Here is a 17,164-nt window from a genome sequence, read left to right on the forward strand (position 1 = left end):
GCAGGTCAGCCCTTGAATGGCTCCATCCCCGCGCGGGCCAATTCATCGGCACGTTCGTTTTCGGGGTGTCCAGCGTGGCCCTTGACCCATTTCCATGTCACATGATGGCGGGCTTGGGCTTCGTCCAGCCGCTGCCAAAGCTCGACGTTTTTCACGGGCTTCTTGGACGACGTTCGCCACCCGTTCCGTTTCCATCCATGTATCCACCCGGTCACACCGTTCTTCACATAGGCGCTGTCGGTGACAACGGTGATTGCGCAGGGTTTGCCAAGGGTTTCCAGCGCCATGATGGCGGCCATCAGCTCCATCTGGTTGTTTGTCGTCCCGGCCGCGCCGCCGTTCAGCTCGCGTTCTTTGATGACCGCGCCGTTCTCGTGGGCCTGCAACAACGCGCCCCAACCGCCGGGGCCGGGGTTGCCTGAACAAGCGCCGTCTGTGAATGCGAAGAATTCAGCCATGTGCCAATATCACCATCCAGTCTGAAAGGGTTCCGTCCAACCCGCGCCCCGTGCCGGGGGTGCACGAGATCAGGGTGAAGCCACTGCTGGTCAATGCCTGTTCAAGCTCGTCGGGTTGGTAATAGCAATAGAACCGCTCCAAACCATCGCGGCCCTCGCCGTCGCCCAGTTTCATGCCGATATGAAACAGCCCGCCGGGGCGCAAGGCGCGGTGCAGGCGGGCAAGGGTGGGGGCAAAATCGGGGCGCGGCAGGTGCAGAAGGCTGAAATTGGCCCAGATGCCGTCATAGGCGCTGGTCGCGTCGATATCGGTGAACAGCGCCTGTCGGGCGTTCACGCCGTTCAGTTGGGCGCGGACAACCATTGCAGCCGATCCGTCGACAGCATCGACCGTATGGCCCGCTGCCTGAATGGCAACGGCGGACAAGCCCGGCCCGCAGCCAAGGTCCAGCACATGCGCGGCGGGGGGCAGGTGGTCCAGAAAAGTGCGCAGGCCGGGGGACGATTTCTCGGCTATGCGGGCCTCATAGGCCGCAGCCTCGGCGTCATAGACGTCCAGCGTTGTTCGGTCGTCTGTCATGCGGTTTCGCGCAGGGCACGGGGCACCTTGAATTCAACATTTTCTTGCGCGGTTTCCACCCGTTCGACGGTGACATCGTAACGGTTGCGGAACGCGTCGATGACCTCGTCCACCAGCACTTGCGGGGCCGACGCCCCGGCCGTCAGGCCGACCGTTTGGATGCCGTCGATGGCGCGCCAGTCGATCTCGTCCGCGCGCTGAACAAGCATGGCATAAGCGCAGCCATTGGCGCGCGCGACTTCGACCAAGCGGCGTGAATTGGAGCTGTTGGGCGCGCCGATCACCAGAAGCGCGTCGACCTTGGGGGCGACAGCCTTCACGGCCTCTTGCCGGTTTGTGGTCGCGTAACAGATGTCTTCCTTGTGCGGGCCGACGATCTGGGGGAAACGGGCGCGTAACGCCGCAACGACGCCCGCAGTGTCATCCACAGACAGCGTCGTTTGCGTGATATAGGCAAGCTGCGCGGGGTCGCGCGGGGTCAAGGTCGCGACATCTTCTGCGGTTTCGACCAGCAGCACCTCGCCTTCGGGCAGTTGCCCCATCGTGCCGATGGTTTCGGGGTGGCCTGCATGACCGATCATGACCATCTGAAGGCCGTTCTGGTGGTGCCGCTCGGCCTCGATATGCACCTTGGAGACAAGCGGGCAGGTGGCGTCGACATAGACCATCTGGCGGCGGTTCGCTTCGGCGGGCACGGCTTTGGCGACGCCGTGGGCCGAGAAGATGACGGGGCGATCATCTGGCACCTCGTCCAATTCCTCGACAAAGACAGCCCCCTTGGCGCGCAGCCCATCGACCACGAATTTGTTATGCACGATTTCGTGGCGCACATAGATCGGGGGGCCCCATTTCTCGATCGCCATTTCGACGATCTTGATGGCGCGATCCACCCCGGCGCAGAAGCCATTGGGTGCAGCAAGATAGAGTGTGAGAGCAGGCTTGGTCATCGTGTCCTCCGATGCCGGGATGGGTACGCATTTTGCGCCCCAAGGTCCAGTCCCAAGCGGAAATCGGCGGATAAACGCAAAAGGCCGGGACCTGCCCCGACCTTTTTGCGTTGATCGCGGGTGATGGTCTAGTCGTCGGCGCGGTCGCTGCGATCCATGTCACGGGCGGGGCGTCCGATGACATCTTTCAGTTCTTCCAGCTCGATGAAATTGTCGGCCTGACGGCGCAATTCGTCGGCAACCATTGGCGGTTGGCTGCGAATGGTCGACACGACCGATACGCGCACACCCTGACGTTGCATCGCCGCGATCAGGGGTCGAAAATCACCGTCGCCGGAAAACAGAACCGCGTGGTCGATATGCGGGGAAAGTTCCAGCGCGTCCACGGCCAGTTCAATATCCATGTTGCCCTTGACCTTACGCCGCCCCATCGAGTCGGTGTATTCCTTGGCAGGCTTCGTGACCATCGTGAAGCCGTTGTAATTCAGCCAGTCCACCAAGGGGCGGATCGGGGAATACTCTTCGTTTTCAAGAAGGGCGGTGTAGTAAAATGCGCGCAGAAGCTTTCCGCGCCGCATGAATTCCTGCCGAAGCAGTTTATAGTCGATGTCGAAACCCAGCGATTTGGCAGCTGCATAAAGGTTTGAACCATCGATGAACAGCGCAAGCCGTTCGTCCCGGTAGAACATAATAATTCCTTTCCAATTCGCTTCGCCGAAAAATCCCGTGAGTGGTAATTAAGAAACTAATCAACGAAGAAGCAGATTCGCAATTTAGGGAATCAATGCGATGCCGCAAGCAGATAAAATACAAACAACCTGTCCAAAAGGACTAGTTTCACTCGGAAGTAACGCAACGTCAACTACACGAGAATCGGCTAAAATAATACACGACGCAGTTGATTTTATAGCGCAAAGTAATCTGAGAATCACCAAAATTAGCGACTTTTACAAGACGCCTTGTTTCCCCCCCGGCGCTGGTCCCGATTTTGTGAACGCAGCGATTGAAGTTCAGACCGATTTGCTGCCCCATGATCTGCTGCAATTCCTACACGAAACCGAGGTGCGGTTTGGGCGTGAGCGCCCCTCGCGTTGGGCGCCCCGCACGCTGGATATGGACCTGATCGCGTGTGGCGACGTGGTGTTGCCGGACCGGGCGCTGTTGCAGCATTGGATGGATATGCCGCTGGAGGATCAGAAGAAACTGGCGCCCGAACAGTTGATCTTGCCCCACCCGCGTGTGCAGGATCGTGCTTTCGTACTGATTCCCCTTGCCGACATCGCGCCCGATTGGCGCCATCCGATCATCGGCAAAACGGTGCGCGAAATGGTTGCCGCGCTGCCGGACGCTGAAAAAAAGGGGGTTCAGCCCTATGTTGCGCCCTGACGGGGCGGTGTTTTCGCTTGTAACTGCCGGGCAACGGCCCTAGATAAGCGGTTCACATCCCCTTGCAAGGAATGGAGTTTGATTATGGCCCGCGTGACGGTTGAAGATTGCGTAGATAAAGTCCCGAACCGGTTCGAGCTTGTGATGCTCGCGTCGCACCGCGCCCGCGAGATTTCGGCGGGTGCCCAGATCACCGTAGACCGCGACAACGACAAGAACCCCGTCGTCGCATTGCGCGAGATTGCGGACGAAACGCAGACGGCTGACGAGCTGCGCGAGCGCATGATCGAAAGCAACCAGACCCAGATCGAAGTTGACGAGCCGGAAGAAGACAGCATGGCGCTGTTGATGGGGGCTGAAGCGGCTGACAAACCCGCCGATGATGACCTGTCGGAAGAAAAACTTCTTCGGGCTTTGATGGAAGCACAGGGTCAGGGCTAAGCCGATTTCTGACCTCCGCGGGGTGGCGGACCGGATGCACGACCTTCCTGATCTGGACCTTGATCTTGATGGGCTGATCGAACGGATCGGTCGGTATAATTCTAAATCCAACAGCAATTTGCTGCGTGCGGCGTATGAATACGGCGCGCGCATGCATGACGGACAGACCCGACATTCCGGCGAACCGTATTTCACCCATCCCTTTGCGGTGGCTGAAATTCTGGTCGACATGCAGTTGGACGACGCCACGATCATCACCGCCCTTTTGCACGACACGATCGAGGACACCCGGTCCACCTATGGCGATGTTGCGCAAGTGTTCGGGCCCGAGGTGGCCGAACTGGTCGACGGCGTCACCAAACTGACCAATCTTCAGCTAAGCTCGTCCGCGACGAAGCAGGCCGAAAACTTCCGTAAGTTATTTATGGCCATGTCCAAGGACCTTCGGGTGATCCTGGTCAAGCTGGCCGACCGCCTGCACAACATGCGCACGATCCGCGCGATGCGGCCTGACAAGCAGGTGCAGAAAGCGCGCGAAACGATGGATATCTATGCCCCGCTGGCCGGTCGCATGGGTATGCAATGGATGCGCGAAGAATTGGAAGATCTTGCGTTTCGGGTGCTGAACCCGGAAGCCCGTAACTCGATCATGCGGCGGTTTTTGCGACTGCAAAAGGAAAGCGGCGATGTGATCGAGAAAATCACCAGCGACATTCGGCTTGAGCTGGATAAGGGCGAAATAGATGCCGAGGTGTTCGGGCGCGCCAAGAAACCTCATTCGATCTGGCGCAAGATGCAGGAAAAAAGCCAGAGCTTTTCGCGCCTGTCCGATATCTATGGTTTCCGCATCATCACGGAAAACGAGGCGGATTGCTATCGTGTGCTGGGCGTCATTCATCAACGCTGGCGGGCCATTCCTGGGCGGTTCAAAGATTATATCAGTCAGCCGAAATCCAACGGTTATCGGTCAATTCATACGACGGTATCCGGGCGCGATGGCAAACGGGTCGAGGTGCAGATCCGAACGCAGGAAATGAACGATGTGGCCGAAACCGGCGTGGCCGCGCATTGGTCATACAAGGACGGTATTCGCACGGAAAACCCTTTTGCGGTTGACCCGGCCAAGTGGCTTTCATCGCTGACCGAACGGTTCGATACCGCCGAGGATTACGACGAGTTTCTTGAGCATGTGAAGCTTGAGATGTACCAGGATCAGGTCTTCTGTTTCACTCCGAAGGGCGAGGTTGAAAAGCTGCCGCGGGGGGCAACGCCGCTGGATTTCGCCTATGCGATTCACACCCGGATCGGTGACAGTTGCGTGGGCGCCAAGGTTGACGGCATCCGCGTGCCGCTTTGGACCCGCATCAAAAACGGACAATCGGTCGAGATCATGACCGCTGAAGGCCAAAGCCCTCAGGCGACATGGTTGGATATTGTTGTCACTGGGCGGGCCAAGGCCGCGATCCGCAAACGTTTGCGCAGTGTCGACCGCGAACGATACGTCCGTCTGGGGCGCGAACTGGCGCGGGTTGCGTTCGAACATGTAGGGCGCAAAGCGACCGACAAGGCGTTGGCCACTGCCGCAAAACAACTGCGCCTGAAGGATGTCGACGAACTGCTGGCCCGGCTGGGGTCTGCTGAATTGCAGGCGCGGGATGTGGTCGCCGCCCTCTATCCTGAAAGCGTCGAGGCCAAGGCAGAGGTCGACAGTGACTCGGTCGTGGTGGGGTTGGAAACGGGGCAGGATTTCGCCCGCGCGGACTGTTGCCAGCCGGTGCCGGGCGAACGCATTGTCGGCATTACGTATCGTGGCAAGGGCGTGATGGTCCACACAATCGACTGCGACGCGCTGGCGGATGTGGACGAAGACAGTGCGCGTTGGGTTGATCTGCATTGGCATTCCGGCCAACATCCGGCCATTCACACAGTCAGTATCGAATTGACGATCTCCAACGATGCCGGGGTTCTGGGGCGCATCTGCTCGCTGATTGGCGAGCAAAAGGCCAACATCTCGGATTTGAAATTCCTTGACCGAAAGCCTGATTTTTACCGCCTTCTTATTGATGTCGATTTGCGCGATATAGAACATTTCCATGCCATCATGCTGACATTGGAAGCAGATACCAATGTTGCCGAAGTGCACAGGCACAGGGATATCGCACGCAAACCGTAACTTGCCAATTCTGGCCGAAAGGGATCATCCGTGTTCAAAAGAAATCCGCGCTCATACCTGCGTGCTATTGCGGAATTCTTCTATCCACGGGGCGGCTGGTATCGGGCGTCACGCTATGTGATCTATCGCGTCAGGCGTCTGCCGGACCCCGCGCACCGGATATCGCGCGGCATCGCGGCGGGGATATTCGCGTCCTTTACGCCGTTCTTCGGGCTTCATTTTCTGACCGCAGCGATTTTGTCATGGATCATCCGGGGCAATGTGCTGGCATCGCTTCTGGCGACCTTTGTCGGCAACCCGCTGACATTCCCGCTGATCGCTGAAGTGTCAGTCAATCTGGGCAACTATATTCTGGGGCAGCCGTCCAGTATCCACCTGCCGCAAATCATCACGCAAATCGCTGCTGCCACGTCGGATTTTTGGTCCAATATCACGGCGCCGATTACCGGAAAGGACGTAGATTGGGCGCGTTTTTCCGTTTTTTACGACCGCGTGTTCCTGCCCTATCTTGTGGGCTGCATCATTCCGGGCACGATAGCGGCCTTCGCTGGCTATGCGCTGTCCAACCCCGTCATCCATGCCTATCAACGCCGCCGTATCAAGAAGCTGAAAGAGCGGTATGAGAAACGTCTGAAGGCAGGCCCTGACGAGGCTGGCACACCGCGCGAAAAAACGTAAGACTGGGGTTCACAGGTGGCCGAATGAACAAAAGGGACGCGACATGAACGATCAGACCGGAAAACTGCGCTTGGGCGTCAACATTGACCACGTGGCAACGGTGCGCAATGCGCGCGGCTCGGCTTACCCTGATCCGGTGCGCGCCGCGAAGCTGGCAGAAAAGGCCGGGGCCGATGGCATCACCGCACATCTTCGTGAAGATCGGCGGCATATTCGGGACGACGATATTGACCGGCTGGTTGCGGAACTGTCGGCACCGCTGAATTTCGAATGCGCCGCGACGGATGAAATGAAGGCCATCGCGCTTCGTCACAAACCCCACGCCGTTTGCCTTGTGCCCGAAAAGCGCGAGGAACTGACCACCGAAGGTGGGTTGGAGGTCGCAGGGCAGGACAAAAGGCTTGCCGACTACATCGCCCCCTTGCGGAACGCGGGGTGCCGCGTGTCTTTGTTCATTGCACCCGACCCCGACCAGATCAACGCGTCGGCCCGTGTTGGTGCAGCGGTGATCGAACTGCACACGGGCGCCTATTGCGACCTGCACGCCGAGGGTCGGTTTGATGAACGTGACGCCGAGCTTGCGCGTCTGCGCGAAGGCGCGGCGCTGGCGCATTCGCTGGGGCTTGAGGTACATGCAGGCCACGGCCTGACCTATGACACCGTCGCCCCCATCGCGGCCATGCCCGAGGTGATGGAGTTGAACATCGGCCATTTTTTGATCGGCGAAGCGATCTTTCGCGGTCTGCCCGACGCCATTGCCGAAATGCGTCGCTTGATGGATGACGCGCGTGGCTGACACTCGCGCCCGCCGCCGCAGGAGGTCTGGATGATCCTTGGTATCGGCACCGATCTTGCGAATATCGAGCGTATCGCAGGCACGCTGGACCGCTTTGGCGACCGGTTCCGCAATCGCGTGTTCACCGAGATTGAGTTGGCCAAAGCCGCCCGCCGCCGTGACGAGGCTGGCACTCTGGCCAAGCGCTGGGCCGCCAAGGAAGCGTGCTCAAAAGCGCTGGGCACTGGGCTTGCGATGGGGATCAGCTGGCGGGATATGGCGGTCAGCAACCTGCGCACCGGGCAACCCGTGATGGCCGTCACCGGCTGGGCTGCCGACCGGCTGGCTGAAATGACCCCGGACGGGCACGAGGCGATCATCCACGTCACCCTGACCGACGATCACCCCTGGGCGCAGGCCTTCGTGGTGATCGAGGCGCGGCCCATCGAAAAGGCGCCTGCAAAGGCGTGATGCGCCCTGCGAAACTTGACACTGCCCGCGCATCCGCTCATATCGCCACACACCCCCAATGGGCTGGCATAGATCGGTCCGATGAAAGAGGCAGACGTGAACATGGCTGAAAAGAAACAAGACGGCATCTGGGAAACGATCAAGACGATCTTCTGGGCGCTGATCATCGCGGGCGTGTTCCGCACGCTGTTCTTCCAGCCCTTCTGGATTCCCACCGGGTCTATGAAAGACACGCTTCTGATCGGCGACTTCCTGTTCGTGAACAAGATGGCCTATGGCTATTCGCGGCATTCCTGCCCGTTCTCGTCCTGTCCGATCTCGGGCCGGTTGTTCGGCTCGGAACCTGAACGCGGCGATGTCGTGGTGTTCCGTCACCCGTCCCTTGGCACCGATTACGTGAAACGTCTGATCGGCCTGCCTGGTGACAAGATCCAGATGAAGGATGGCGTCCTGTTTATCAATGGCGAAGAGGCCACGCAGGTTCCCGACGGCACGTTTGAGGAAATCAAACGCGCGCAAGGCCGGTTCGCCACCTTCCCGCAATGCGCCAACAGCCCAGTCGGCGAGGGCGGCAACTGCATCAAGGAAAAGACGATTGAGACACTGCCGAACGGCGTCACCCATTCGGTCTTGAATGTGCGCAACACGCGGTTGGACAATACCAACGTGTTCACCGTTCCGGCGGGCGAATATTTCTTCATGGGCGACAACCGCGACAACTCGACTGATAGCCGTGTCAGCCCGAACGCGGGTGGCGTGGGCTTTGTGCCTGCTGAATACTTGCTGGGTCGCGCGGATCGCATCATGTTTTCGGCGGCGGGTAAGCGGTTGTTCTATTTCTGGACTTGGCGCTCTGACCGGTTCTTTAAGGCGATCGAGTGAAACTGTCCGGCGATCTTCGCGCCTTTCAGGGCCGCATCGGGTATGAGTTCAAAGACCCCGAACTGCTGATCCGCGCGCTGACGCATGGCTCGTTTTCGTCTGCCACGCGGCCTGACAATCAGCGGTTGGAGTTTCTGGGCGACCGGGTCTTGGGGCTGGTGATGTCGGAAACATTGTTGCGGGCCGACCCCAACGCCCCCGAAGGTACGCTGGCGCCGCGTTACAACGCACTGGTGCGCAAAGAAACCTGCGCCGATGTGGCCCGTCAGGTCGATCTGGGCGCGGTTCTGAAGCTGGGCCGGTCCGAGATGAAAACCGGTGGGCGGCGCAAGCTGGCCCTGTTGGGCGACGGAATGGAGGCGGTGATCGCAGCCGTTTATCTGGACGGGGGGCTGAATGCCGCTCAGACCATGATACGCAACCTATGGGGCGACCGGATCGACCGGGTCGAAGACGATGCGCGCGATCCCAAGACGGCGTTGCAGGAATGGGCGCAAGCGCGCAAGATGCCGCCGCCGCGCTATGTGGAAACCGGCCGCGAAGGGCCGGATCACGCACCGATGTTTACCATTAAGGCTGAACTGTCCAACGGACGGTCAGCAGAAACCCAAGCCAATTCAAAACGCGCCGCTGAACAAGCAGCTGCCCGCACACTGCTAAAGCAGTTGGAGAGCAAACAATGACAGACCAACCGCAACGTGCCGGTTTTGTTGCCCTGATCGGTGAGCCCAATGCCGGGAAATCGACGCTGACGAACCAGATGGTGGGGGCCAAGGTCTCGATCGTGACGCACAAGGTTCAAACGACCCGCGCGCGCATTCGTGGCGTGGCAATCGAGGGTAACGCGCAGATCGTTTTCGTGGACACGCCCGGCCTGTTTCAGCCGCGCCGCCGCCTTGACCGCGCGATGGTTGCTGCGGCTTGGGGTGGGGCTGCGGATGCTGATATCACCGTTCTGTTGGTCGAAGCGCATCGCGGCGTGACCGAGGGCGTGAAACGCATTCTTGAGGGGCTGGATGAAATTGGGAAAGGCCGCACTGTCGCCCTTGCCATCAACAAAATTGACAGGGTCAAGGCCGAAACTTTGCTGGGGTTGGCGAAAGACCTGAATGACCGATTTGATTTTGCCGAAACTTTTATGATCTCGGCTGAAAAGGGTCACGGGGTGCAGGCCCTGCGAGAGTGGCTGGCCGATCAACTGCCCGAAGGGCCGTGGCTCTATCCCGAAGACCAGATCGCGGATTTGCCCATGCGCATGATCGCCGCCGAAATGACGCGCGAAAAGCTGACCCTGCGTCTGCATCAGGAACTGCCCTATCAGCTGACGGTCGAAACCGAGAACTGGGAAGAACGCAAGGATGGTTCGGCCCGTGTCGATCAGGTGATCTATGTCGCCCGCGACGGCCATAAGGGCATCATTCTGGGCAAGAAGGGCGAGACGATCAAAGCCGTCAGCCAATCCGCCCGCGCCGAGTTGGAAGAATTCATGGGCCGCAAGATCCACCTGTTTTTGCAAGTGAAAGTGCGCCCCAACTGGCTGGATGAAAAAGAGCGGTATTCGGAAATGGGCCTTAACTTCAAGGACGGGAACGCTTGACGCGACTGACCGCTGAACTGTGGGTCGCGGCCTATCTGACGCGCTTGCGCCTGTCTGACATCCCCGCCTTCATCACGCAAAAAGGCGATGCGACCGCCGGTGCGGTGCTGGTCAAGCTGAACACGCTGAACGGGCAGGCGGTGGCCTATCAGCGTAGTTTCGACCTGATGACCGGGGATCGGCGTTGGATCGCTCTGGCCGAAGGGGATGAGGCCGAGGTTGACGCGGCGTTGAATCGCCAGAAGGGCTTTGACCCCGACCTGTGGGTGATCGAGGTCGAAGATCGTGCCGGGCGGCATCTGCTGGATGAACCCGGCCTGTCCGACTGACCCCATTGCCAACAGCGCCCCGCGCGCTAGTCTGACCGCAGGAGGGTGACAGGCATGGATTGGCGGGATCAAGGCGCGCTTTTGTCCGTGCGCAAACACGGCGAAACGTCAGTTATCATTGATGTGTTCACGGAAAAGCACGGTCGTCATGCGGGTGTTGTGCGTGGTGGCACCAGCCGCAAAATCGCGCCGATCCTGCAACCCGGCGCGCAGTTGGATGTTGCGTGGCGGGCACGGCTGGAAGAGCACATCGGCAGCTATAGCGTCGAACCCCTGCGTAGTCGGGCAACGGTTCTGTCTGACCGCACGGCCCTTGCTGGGCTGAACGCCATCACCGCGCTTTTGACCTTTGCCCTGCCCGAACGCGAGGCGCACCCGATCCTTTACCGCCAAACCCAAGCCATGCTGGATCTGTTGGGGGCGAACGAGGCATGGCCGACCGCTTACCTGAAATGGGAACTTGCCGTACTGGATGAGTTGGGGTTCGGGCTGGATCTGAGCGCCTGCGCGGTGACGGGGGGGATGGATGATCTTGCCTATGTCTCGCCCAAGACCGGGCGGGCGGTGTCCGTCGAAGGCGCAGGAGACTGGGCCGACCGCCTGTTGCCTTTACCGCCCGACTTGCTGGGCGCCGGCACCGGCGGGCGCGACAACGTCGTGGCGGGGCTTCGGACGACAGGTTTTTTTATGACCCACTGGTTGGCGCATTCGCTGGGAAACAAGCCCTTGCCCGAGGCGCGCGCGCGCCTGATCGACAGGCTAAAGCGGGAAGTTCAGGACAGGGTGGGGTGACGATCAGCGCTGCGCCAGAAACACCATCTGCCGCCCGGCTTCGTTCGACATGATCATCATGTCGCCCTGTACCTCGATCTGGCGCATTTTAGTCAGGGCGTTGAAATACCGCGTTTCTTCAGCCTGCGCAGGGCAGGTCATGCGGGTTGCGGTGATGGGCCCGATCTCAAACCATGGATAGGGGGCTTTCTGTTCGGACGAATAGCTGTTGCAGGGCGCCTGGCCGACGATCTTCCCCGGTTTGGGAAACGCGATTGTCGCGTCAGCATCGAACGGCTTTCGGTCAAGTTCCAGCAGTTTCCAAACAGCCTTGCGGTCGGCAAACCCCGAGATTGTTTCATCTTTGCACGCCATCAGTGACAGGGCAGCAAACGTGGCGGTGATCAACAGTGTCTTTTTCATGCGGCCATCTTATGGATGATGGCACCGGTTGCCAACGCGACTATGCGTCCCGTAGGGCAAGAATGGCGGCCATCAGGGTCGACATAGCGTTTCGGTTGTCCTTGGGTCCGGTGGATCGGGCGGCAAGCCCGATCCAAGCCCCGTGGATGATGTGCGCAAAATCGGGGTTGGTCAGGTCAAGGTCGCTCAGAATGTCTTGAAGGGCCGTCATCCGCTTTTCGTCAACATGTTGCACCGTCTTGGCGACCCGCGCATCACCATAGGCCCAGGCGCGGATGGCGGGTTCGGCCTTTGCTGCGGCGCGTTTACGGCTGACCGATCCGGCACTGTCCCCAATTCGATACAACCGCTTTACCGGATCATCCTCTTGCGCGATGGTTTGCGCGATAGCGTCCGCCGTCTGGTCCTGCCACGCGGCAAGCAGCCGGGCGTGAAAATCTGGCACATCTTTGAAATGCCAATAGAACGACCCCTTCGTTGTGTTCAGGGCGCGGGCAAGGGGTTCGGCCTTCAACGCTTGTGGTCCTTGCGAAACCAAGGCGCGAAAACCTGCATCAATCCAGTCTTCCGCTTTCAGACGTGTTTGCACTTGTGACATACAAGGCCTCATTTGTTGATCTTGGGGAGGCTGTCTAACCTTTGGGTTGAGCGTGAAGCATGTGCAAGGGCATCCTGTGTAATTGTGCCGAGTGAGCGGGTCATTGCCGCGACGTCACCCCGTCGCGCGACTTAGCCCAGAAGACGGCGGGCGATGACCTGCGCCTGAATCTCGGCCGCTCCTTCAAAGATGTTCAGGATACGTGCATCACACAACACGCGGCTGATCTGGTATTCCAGCGCGAAGCCGTTGCCGCCGTGAATTTGCAGCGCGTTGTCTGCGCAGGCCCAGGCGACGCGCGCGCCCAACAGTTTCGCCATGCCTGCTTCAAGGTCGCAACGTTGGTCGTTGTCCTTTTCCCAAGCCGAATAATAGGTCAGTTGCCGCGCGACCATGATTTCCACCGCCATCATCGCCAGTTTGTTGGCAACGCGCGGGAAATTGATTAGCGACTTGCCGAATTGCTTGCGGTCTTCGGCATATTGCATCCCGATTTCCAGCGCATTCTGGGCCACACCGATGGCACGTGCGGCGGTTTGGATGCGGGCGGCCTCGAACGTTTTCATCAGTTGTTTGAAGCCTTGACCTTCTTCGCCCCCCAATAGGTTTTCGCCTTTGATCTTGAAGCTGTCGAACCCCAGTTCGAATTCCTTCATGCCGCGATAGCCCAGCACCTCGATCTCGCCGCCGGTCATGCCTTCGGTGGGGAAGGGATTGTCATCATCGCCGGGTTGTTTTTCGGCCAGAAACATCGACAGGCCGCGGTGGTCGGTGGATGCGGGATCAGTGCGCGCCAGAAGCGTCATGACATGGGTTCGCGCGGCGTGGGTGATCCAGGTCTTGTTGCCCGTCACCTCGTAATCCCCATTGGCGGTCTTGACCGCGCGGGTACGCAGGCTGCCAAGGTCAGATCCGGTGTTGGGTTCGGTGAACACGGCGGTCGGCAGGATCTCGGCGGACGCGATCTTGGGCAGCCAATGATCCTTCTGTGCGTCGGTTCCGCCCGCCAAAATCAACTCGGCCGCGATTTCCGATCGGGTGCCCAGCGAGCCGACACCGATATAGCCACGGCTGAGCTCTTCGGACACCACCACCATTGAGGCCTTGGACAGCCCCAACCCGCCGTATTCTTCGGGGATGGTCAGGCCGAAAACGCCCATTTCGGCCAGCTCTTCCAGAATTTCCATCGGGATATAGTCATCCTTCAGATGCCAGTCATGCGCGTGCGGGGCAACGCGGTCATCGGCATAGCGACGGAATTGGGTGCGGATCATCTCAAGCTCGTCATCAAGGCCGGATGCGCCGAAAGTGGCATGTCCCGCGTTGTCGCGCATCAGGTCCACCAACCTTGTGCGGGCGGCTTGGGTGTTGCCACCAGCGATCAGGGTGTTGACAGCGTCGGTATCCAGTGCGGCCCCATCCACGTCCATATCGGACAGGCGGGCAAATTCGTTCTGGCTCATCATGATGCCGCCCCTGATCTGGGTCAGGTATTCGCCGAAGGCGATTTGCAGGATCAATTGCTCCATCTCGCCCAGTTTGCCGGCGTCGTTCAGACCTTTGGCCCAGGCGTGCATCTGACGCAGGCTTTCAGCATAGGTGGCAAACCAAGACAGGGCATGGGCGGCGGCCTGATGGTCTTCGAGCTTCGCCGCCGAGATCTTTTCGCCGTCAATAACCATGTCCCGGACCGCCGATTTGGCAGCGGTAAACACGGTATCAACCGGAGGCAGCGCGTCTGCGGTCACGGTCAAAAGATTGTCGATCAGGGGGGTTGTCATCGCTGTCTCCTGTCACGGTGTGGCCGGGATTCGGTAAGGCATTATGCACCTGCAGAGAGATAATCACTTTGCACGCGCAGCGCAATAAAAATACACAAAAACAACCGTGAGCGAACAAATGTGACGCAGCGATTTGATGGTGCAGCCGCCGCGCCGCTTCGTTAGAACGGGGTAACAGGATGCGACGCAAGGGGAAAGCCCGTGGGAATAGTAACTGAGCTTCCGCAGATCGCGCTGCTGCTGATCGTTTCGGTCGCTTTGTTTGCAGGGTTCGTGAAAGGGGCGGTGGGTTTTGGAATGCCGCTGATCATGATCTCGGGGCTGGCGACGGTGCTGCCTGCCGATGTGGCGCTGGCCGCGTTGATCGTGCCGACCGTGGTCACGAACGGCTATCAGGCATTTCGCCACGGCGTGCATGCCGCGTGGGAGGCGGTCGCGAAATTCCGCGTTTTCCTGATCGCCCTGCTGATTTTCCTGGTGATCAGTGCCCAGTTGGTCAGCGTGTTGTCGCAAGAGCTGCTGTTCATCATCATCGGTCTGCCTGTCGTGGCGTTCTGCCTGCTGCAGCTGAGTGCGTGGAACCCGCAGTTGAAGCAAAAGAACCGCGTTCGGGACGAAAGCCTGATCGGTGCTTTTGCTGGGATGACCGGGGGCATGTCGGGTGTCTGGGGACCGCCCACCATTGCCTATCTGACCGCGATCAACACGCCCAAGACGGAACAAATGCGCGTGCAGGGGGTCATTTACGGGCTGGGGGCGGCTGCGCTGTTTCTGGCGCATTTGAAATCCGGCGTGCTGAACGCGCAGACGATCCCGTTATCCGTTGCGATGCTGGTACCGTCGTTGGCGGGGATGGTTCTGGGTGGGCTGGTGCACGACCAGATGCCGCAAGCCACGTTCAAACGCATGACACTGATCGTATTGACAGTTGCCGGGCTGAACCTGATCCGCAAGGGGCTGGTGGGTTAGCGGCGGCTGTTGGCGTTTTTCGTAGAGGCCATGCAAAAACGCCTCGGCACGAGGCCGAGGCGTTTTCAATCTGTTTTACCGGTGTCAGCCGAGTGCCACGGCCTTCACATCGTCATCAATATCGCTTTCATACTGCACGAAGTTTTCTGAGAACATATCGACCAGTTTTTGCGCTTGAGCGTCATAGGCGTCTGCGTCATGCCATGTGCGGCGGGGGACCAGCAGAAGATCCGGCACGCCTTCGACCGTGATGGGCACTTCGAAGCCGAAATTGTCGTCTTTGCGGAACTCGGACTTCGCAAGCGATCCGTCCAGTGCTGCGGTCAACAGGGCGCGCGTGGCGCGGATCGGCATGCGTGACCCGGTGCCATAGGCGCCGCCGGTCCAGCCGGTATTGACCAACCAGCACGTCGCACCGTGCTTGGCGATCTTGTCACGTAGAAGCGCGCCATATTCGGCCGGGCGGCGCGGCATGAAGGGTGCGCCGAAACAGGTCGAGAATGTGGGTTCCGGCTCGGTCACGCCCTTCTCGGTGCCGGCGACTTTGGACGTGAAGCCGGACAGGAAGTGATACATCGCTTGCGCAGGTGTCAGCCGCGCGATGGGGGGCAGCACGCCGAACGCATCGCAGGTCAGCATGATGATATTCTTTGGGTGCCCACCAATGGCCGATTTCGACGCGTTCGCGATATAATGCAGCGGATAGGCGCAGCGCATGTTGGCGGTCAGGCTGTCATCCTCGAAATCCAGAGCTTTGGTTTCTTCGTCATAGACCATGTTTTCGATCACGGTCGCAAACTTGGTGGTCGTGGCGTAGATTTCGGGCTCGGCTTCGGCAGACAGGTTGATGGTCTTGGCATAGCAGCCACCTTCGAAGTTGAAGGTGCCTGTGTCCGACCAGCCGTGTTCGTCATCGCCAATCAGCGTGCGATCAGGATCGGCGGACAGAGTGGTTTTGCCGGTGCCGGACAGGCCGAAGAAGATCGCGGTGTCGACGGGGTTGCCCTTGGCGTGGTTGGCCGAGCAGTGCATCGGCATCACGCCTTTTCCCGGCAGGATATAGTTCAGCAAGGTGAACACGGATTTCTTATTCTCGCCCGCATATTCGGTGCCGCCGATCAGGATAATCTTGCGGTCGAAGTTCAATGCGATGACCGTTTCCGACCGGCAGCCGTGACGTTCGGCGTCGGCTTTGAAGGTCGGGCAGTTGATGACGGTGAATTCGGGCTCGAACTCGTCCAGTTCATCACGGTCGGGGCGGCGCAGCATGTGACGATTGAACAGGCTATGCCAGGCCAATTCCGTTATCAGGCGCACGTCCAGTCGGTATGCGGGGTCGGCGCCGCCGAACAGATCCTGAACATAGTAGTCGCCACCCTTCATGTGTTCCAGCATGTCTTCATACAGAACATCGAATTTTGCAGGGTCCATCGGCGGGTTGTTTTCCCACCAGATATGCGGCTCGACATTCGGGGTTTTGACGACAAACTTGTCCTTGGGGGACCGGCCCGTGTGTTTGCCGGTCGATACCAGAAACGCACCGCCTTGACCCAGCGCCCCTTCGCCCCGCGCAAGCGCGGCCTCGATCAGAGCAGGCTCCATCAGGTTGTAATAGACATTGCCCAGCCCCTTGATGCCTTGATCTTCCAAGCGGCGTTCTGGGTTCACCCGTCCAGTGGTCATTTTATGCTCCAGTCGCCGGTCCGTCTGCGTCCGGCGTGTTTTGGTTTCACATGCGAGCGCGCGGCACCCACCGCGCGCGCCAACCCTCATGTGAACGAGGGCCGATAGTCGCGCTATAGCATGGTGCCTTTCAGATGGAACAGGCCGCTTTAACGCAGTTAGCGCAACCAAGCGTCTGTTTGCGCAATCATGTTGCGCAGCCGGTTGCGCCAACCTGCCGTA

20 protein-coding genes are annotated in these 17,164 nt (G+C 59.5%); 12 read left to right on the plus strand and 8 right to left on the minus strand.

All coding sequences use genetic code 11. The features are described from left to right. Positions 1–5: 5 nt before the first annotated feature. From rnhA to MN186_RS15390, 4 genes are all read right to left on the minus strand, one after another. Positions 6–458, minus strand: a complete 453-nt coding sequence (rnhA, locus tag MN186_RS15375) for a ribonuclease HI (RefSeq protein WP_242115248.1) — start codon at positions 456–458, stop codon at positions 6–8. Further along, positions 451–1,038 (minus strand): class I SAM-dependent DNA methyltransferase, encoded by a 588-nt coding sequence (locus tag MN186_RS15380; RefSeq protein ID WP_242115249.1) that lies wholly within the window; start codon positions 1,036–1,038, stop codon positions 451–453. The genes rnhA and MN186_RS15380 overlap by 8 nt, the downstream gene beginning before the upstream one ends. Then, positions 1,035–1,985, minus strand: a complete 951-nt coding sequence (gene ispH, locus MN186_RS15385) for a 4-hydroxy-3-methylbut-2-enyl diphosphate reductase (protein ID WP_242115250.1) — start codon at positions 1,983–1,985, stop codon at positions 1,035–1,037. Before ispH ends, MN186_RS15380 begins: the two co-directional genes overlap by 4 nt. 128 nt (positions 1,986–2,113) lie before the next feature. Beyond that, positions 2,114–2,674: a LabA-like NYN domain-containing protein gene (locus tag MN186_RS15390; RefSeq protein ID WP_242115251.1), complete on the minus strand. Its 561-nt coding sequence runs from the start codon at positions 2,672–2,674 to the stop codon at positions 2,114–2,116. Between the two features lie 100 nt (positions 2,675–2,774). On the opposite strand from MN186_RS15390, the gene folK reads away from it, so the two are divergent. The 11 genes from folK to recO all read left to right on the plus strand — a co-directional run bounded on the left by folK (position 2,775) and on the right by recO (position 11,509). Continuing rightward, positions 2,775–3,371: a 2-amino-4-hydroxy-6-hydroxymethyldihydropteridine diphosphokinase gene (gene folK / locus MN186_RS15395; protein WP_242115252.1), complete on the plus strand. Its 597-nt coding sequence runs from the start codon at positions 2,775–2,777 to the stop codon at positions 3,369–3,371. Positions 3,372–3,455: 84 nt separating this feature from the next. Further along, positions 3,456–3,812, plus strand: coding sequence for a DNA-directed RNA polymerase subunit omega (rpoZ, locus tag MN186_RS15400; protein WP_242115253.1), 357 nt, complete (start codon positions 3,456–3,458; stop codon positions 3,810–3,812). A gap of 34 nt (positions 3,813–3,846) precedes the next feature. Further along, positions 3,847–5,985 carry a RelA/SpoT family protein gene (locus tag MN186_RS15405; protein WP_242115254.1) on the plus strand — a complete coding sequence of 713 codons (2,139 nt, stop codon included), beginning with the start codon at positions 3,847–3,849 and terminating at the stop codon, positions 5,983–5,985. 30 nt (positions 5,986–6,015) lie between these two features. Then, positions 6,016–6,663 (plus strand): DUF2062 domain-containing protein, encoded by a 648-nt coding sequence (locus MN186_RS15410; protein ID WP_242115255.1) that lies wholly within the window; start codon positions 6,016–6,018, stop codon positions 6,661–6,663. Between the two features lie 43 nt (positions 6,664–6,706). Next, positions 6,707–7,459, plus strand: a complete 753-nt coding sequence (locus MN186_RS15415) for a pyridoxine 5'-phosphate synthase (RefSeq protein WP_242115256.1) — start codon at positions 6,707–6,709, stop codon at positions 7,457–7,459. A gap of 30 nt (positions 7,460–7,489) precedes the next feature. After that, entirely contained in the window at positions 7,490–7,909 is a 420-nt protein-coding gene (gene acpS, locus MN186_RS15420; protein ID WP_242115257.1) for a holo-ACP synthase, read from the plus strand. Between the two features lie 81 nt (positions 7,910–7,990). Further along, a complete protein-coding gene (gene lepB, locus MN186_RS15425; RefSeq protein ID WP_420838943.1) occupies positions 7,991–8,791 on the plus strand; it encodes a signal peptidase I in 801 nt (266 codons plus the stop codon). Beyond that, on the plus strand, positions 8,788–9,474 hold the full coding sequence (gene rnc, locus MN186_RS15430; protein ID WP_242115258.1) for a ribonuclease III: 687 nt from the start codon (positions 8,788–8,790) through the stop codon (positions 9,472–9,474). Before lepB ends, rnc begins: the two co-directional genes overlap by 4 nt. Then, positions 9,471–10,388, plus strand: a complete 918-nt coding sequence (gene era / locus MN186_RS15435) for a GTPase Era (RefSeq protein WP_242115259.1) — start codon at positions 9,471–9,473, stop codon at positions 10,386–10,388. The genes rnc and era overlap by 4 nt, the downstream gene beginning before the upstream one ends. After that, on the plus strand, positions 10,385–10,717 hold the full coding sequence (locus MN186_RS15440; protein WP_242115260.1) for a DUF1491 family protein: 333 nt from the start codon (positions 10,385–10,387) through the stop codon (positions 10,715–10,717). The genes era and MN186_RS15440 overlap by 4 nt, the downstream gene beginning before the upstream one ends. A 54-nt stretch (positions 10,718–10,771) precedes the next feature. Continuing rightward, positions 10,772–11,509 (plus strand): DNA repair protein RecO, encoded by a 738-nt coding sequence (gene recO, locus MN186_RS15445; protein ID WP_242115261.1) that lies wholly within the window; start codon positions 10,772–10,774, stop codon positions 11,507–11,509. Positions 11,510–11,512: 3 nt separating this feature from the next. On the opposite strand, the gene MN186_RS15450 is transcribed toward recO, so the two are convergent. The 3 genes from MN186_RS15450 to MN186_RS15460 form a co-directional block, all read right to left on the minus strand. After that, on the minus strand, positions 11,513–11,911 hold the full coding sequence (locus tag MN186_RS15450; protein ID WP_242115262.1) for an META domain-containing protein: 399 nt from the start codon (positions 11,909–11,911) through the stop codon (positions 11,513–11,515). Between the two features lie 40 nt (positions 11,912–11,951). Beyond that, complete coding sequence (locus MN186_RS15455) at positions 11,952–12,509, minus strand: TetR/AcrR family transcriptional regulator (RefSeq protein ID WP_242115263.1); 558 nt, start codon at positions 12,507–12,509, stop codon at positions 11,952–11,954. A 131-nt stretch (positions 12,510–12,640) separates the two neighbouring features. Next, the gene (locus MN186_RS15460) at positions 12,641–14,290 is read right to left on the minus strand and encodes an acyl-CoA dehydrogenase family protein (RefSeq protein ID WP_242115264.1); all 1,650 of its coding nucleotides are present in this window, start codon (positions 14,288–14,290) and stop codon (positions 12,641–12,643) included. Positions 14,291–14,491: 201 nt separating this feature from the next. Between MN186_RS15460 and MN186_RS15465 the strand changes: the two genes are divergently transcribed. After that, a complete protein-coding gene (locus tag MN186_RS15465; RefSeq protein ID WP_242115265.1) occupies positions 14,492–15,259 on the plus strand; it encodes a sulfite exporter TauE/SafE family protein in 768 nt (255 codons plus the stop codon). Positions 15,260–15,343: 84 nt separating this feature from the next. On the opposite strand, the gene MN186_RS15470 is transcribed toward MN186_RS15465, so the two are convergent. Further along, positions 15,344–16,942: a phosphoenolpyruvate carboxykinase gene (locus MN186_RS15470; RefSeq protein WP_242115266.1), complete on the minus strand. Its 1,599-nt coding sequence runs from the start codon at positions 16,940–16,942 to the stop codon at positions 15,344–15,346. Positions 16,943–17,164 lie beyond the last annotated feature (222 nt).

Source organism: Aliiroseovarius sediminis (genome assembly GCF_022678485.1).
In the GTDB taxonomy this organism is placed as follows: domain Bacteria; phylum Pseudomonadota; class Alphaproteobacteria; order Rhodobacterales; family Rhodobacteraceae; genus Aliiroseovarius; species Aliiroseovarius sediminis.

Excerpts from the sequence above, each read along its gene's own strand:
- folK (WP_242115252.1), top strand. The coding sequence starts at position 2,775 with ATGCCGCAAGCAGATAAAATACAAACAACCTGTCCAAAAGGACTAGTT.
- MN186_RS15450 (WP_242115262.1), bottom strand. The coding sequence starts at position 11,911 with ATGAAAAAGACACTGTTGATCACCGCCACGTTTGCTGCCCTGTCACTG.
- MN186_RS15380 (WP_242115249.1), bottom strand. The coding sequence starts at position 1,038 with ATGACAGACGACCGAACAACGCTGGACGTCTATGACGCCGAGGCTGCG.
- rpoZ (WP_242115253.1), top strand. The coding sequence starts at position 3,456 with ATGGCCCGCGTGACGGTTGAAGATTGCGTAGATAAAGTCCCGAACCGG.
- rnhA (WP_242115248.1), bottom strand. The coding sequence starts at position 458 with ATGGCTGAATTCTTCGCATTCACAGACGGCGCTTGTTCAGGCAACCCC.
- MN186_RS15415 (WP_242115256.1), top strand. The coding sequence starts at position 6,707 with ATGAACGATCAGACCGGAAAACTGCGCTTGGGCGTCAACATTGACCAC.
- era (WP_242115259.1), top strand. The coding sequence starts at position 9,471 with ATGACAGACCAACCGCAACGTGCCGGTTTTGTTGCCCTGATCGGTGAG.
- MN186_RS15470 (WP_242115266.1), bottom strand. The coding sequence starts at position 16,942 with ATGACCACTGGACGGGTGAACCCAGAACGCCGCTTGGAAGATCAAGGC.
- acpS (WP_242115257.1), top strand. The coding sequence starts at position 7,490 with ATGATCCTTGGTATCGGCACCGATCTTGCGAATATCGAGCGTATCGCA.
- MN186_RS15460 (WP_242115264.1), bottom strand. The coding sequence starts at position 14,290 with ATGACAACCCCCCTGATCGACAATCTTTTGACCGTGACCGCAGACGCG.
- MN186_RS15390 (WP_242115251.1), bottom strand. The coding sequence starts at position 2,674 with ATGTTCTACCGGGACGAACGGCTTGCGCTGTTCATCGATGGTTCAAAC.
- MN186_RS15455 (WP_242115263.1), bottom strand. The coding sequence starts at position 12,509 with ATGTCACAAGTGCAAACACGTCTGAAAGCGGAAGACTGGATTGATGCA.
- lepB (WP_420838943.1), top strand. The coding sequence starts at position 7,991 with ATGAAAGAGGCAGACGTGAACATGGCTGAAAAGAAACAAGACGGCATC.
- recO (WP_242115261.1), top strand. The coding sequence starts at position 10,772 with ATGGATTGGCGGGATCAAGGCGCGCTTTTGTCCGTGCGCAAACACGGC.
- ispH (WP_242115250.1), bottom strand. The coding sequence starts at position 1,985 with ATGACCAAGCCTGCTCTCACACTCTATCTTGCTGCACCCAATGGCTTC.
- MN186_RS15405 (WP_242115254.1), top strand. The coding sequence starts at position 3,847 with ATGCACGACCTTCCTGATCTGGACCTTGATCTTGATGGGCTGATCGAA.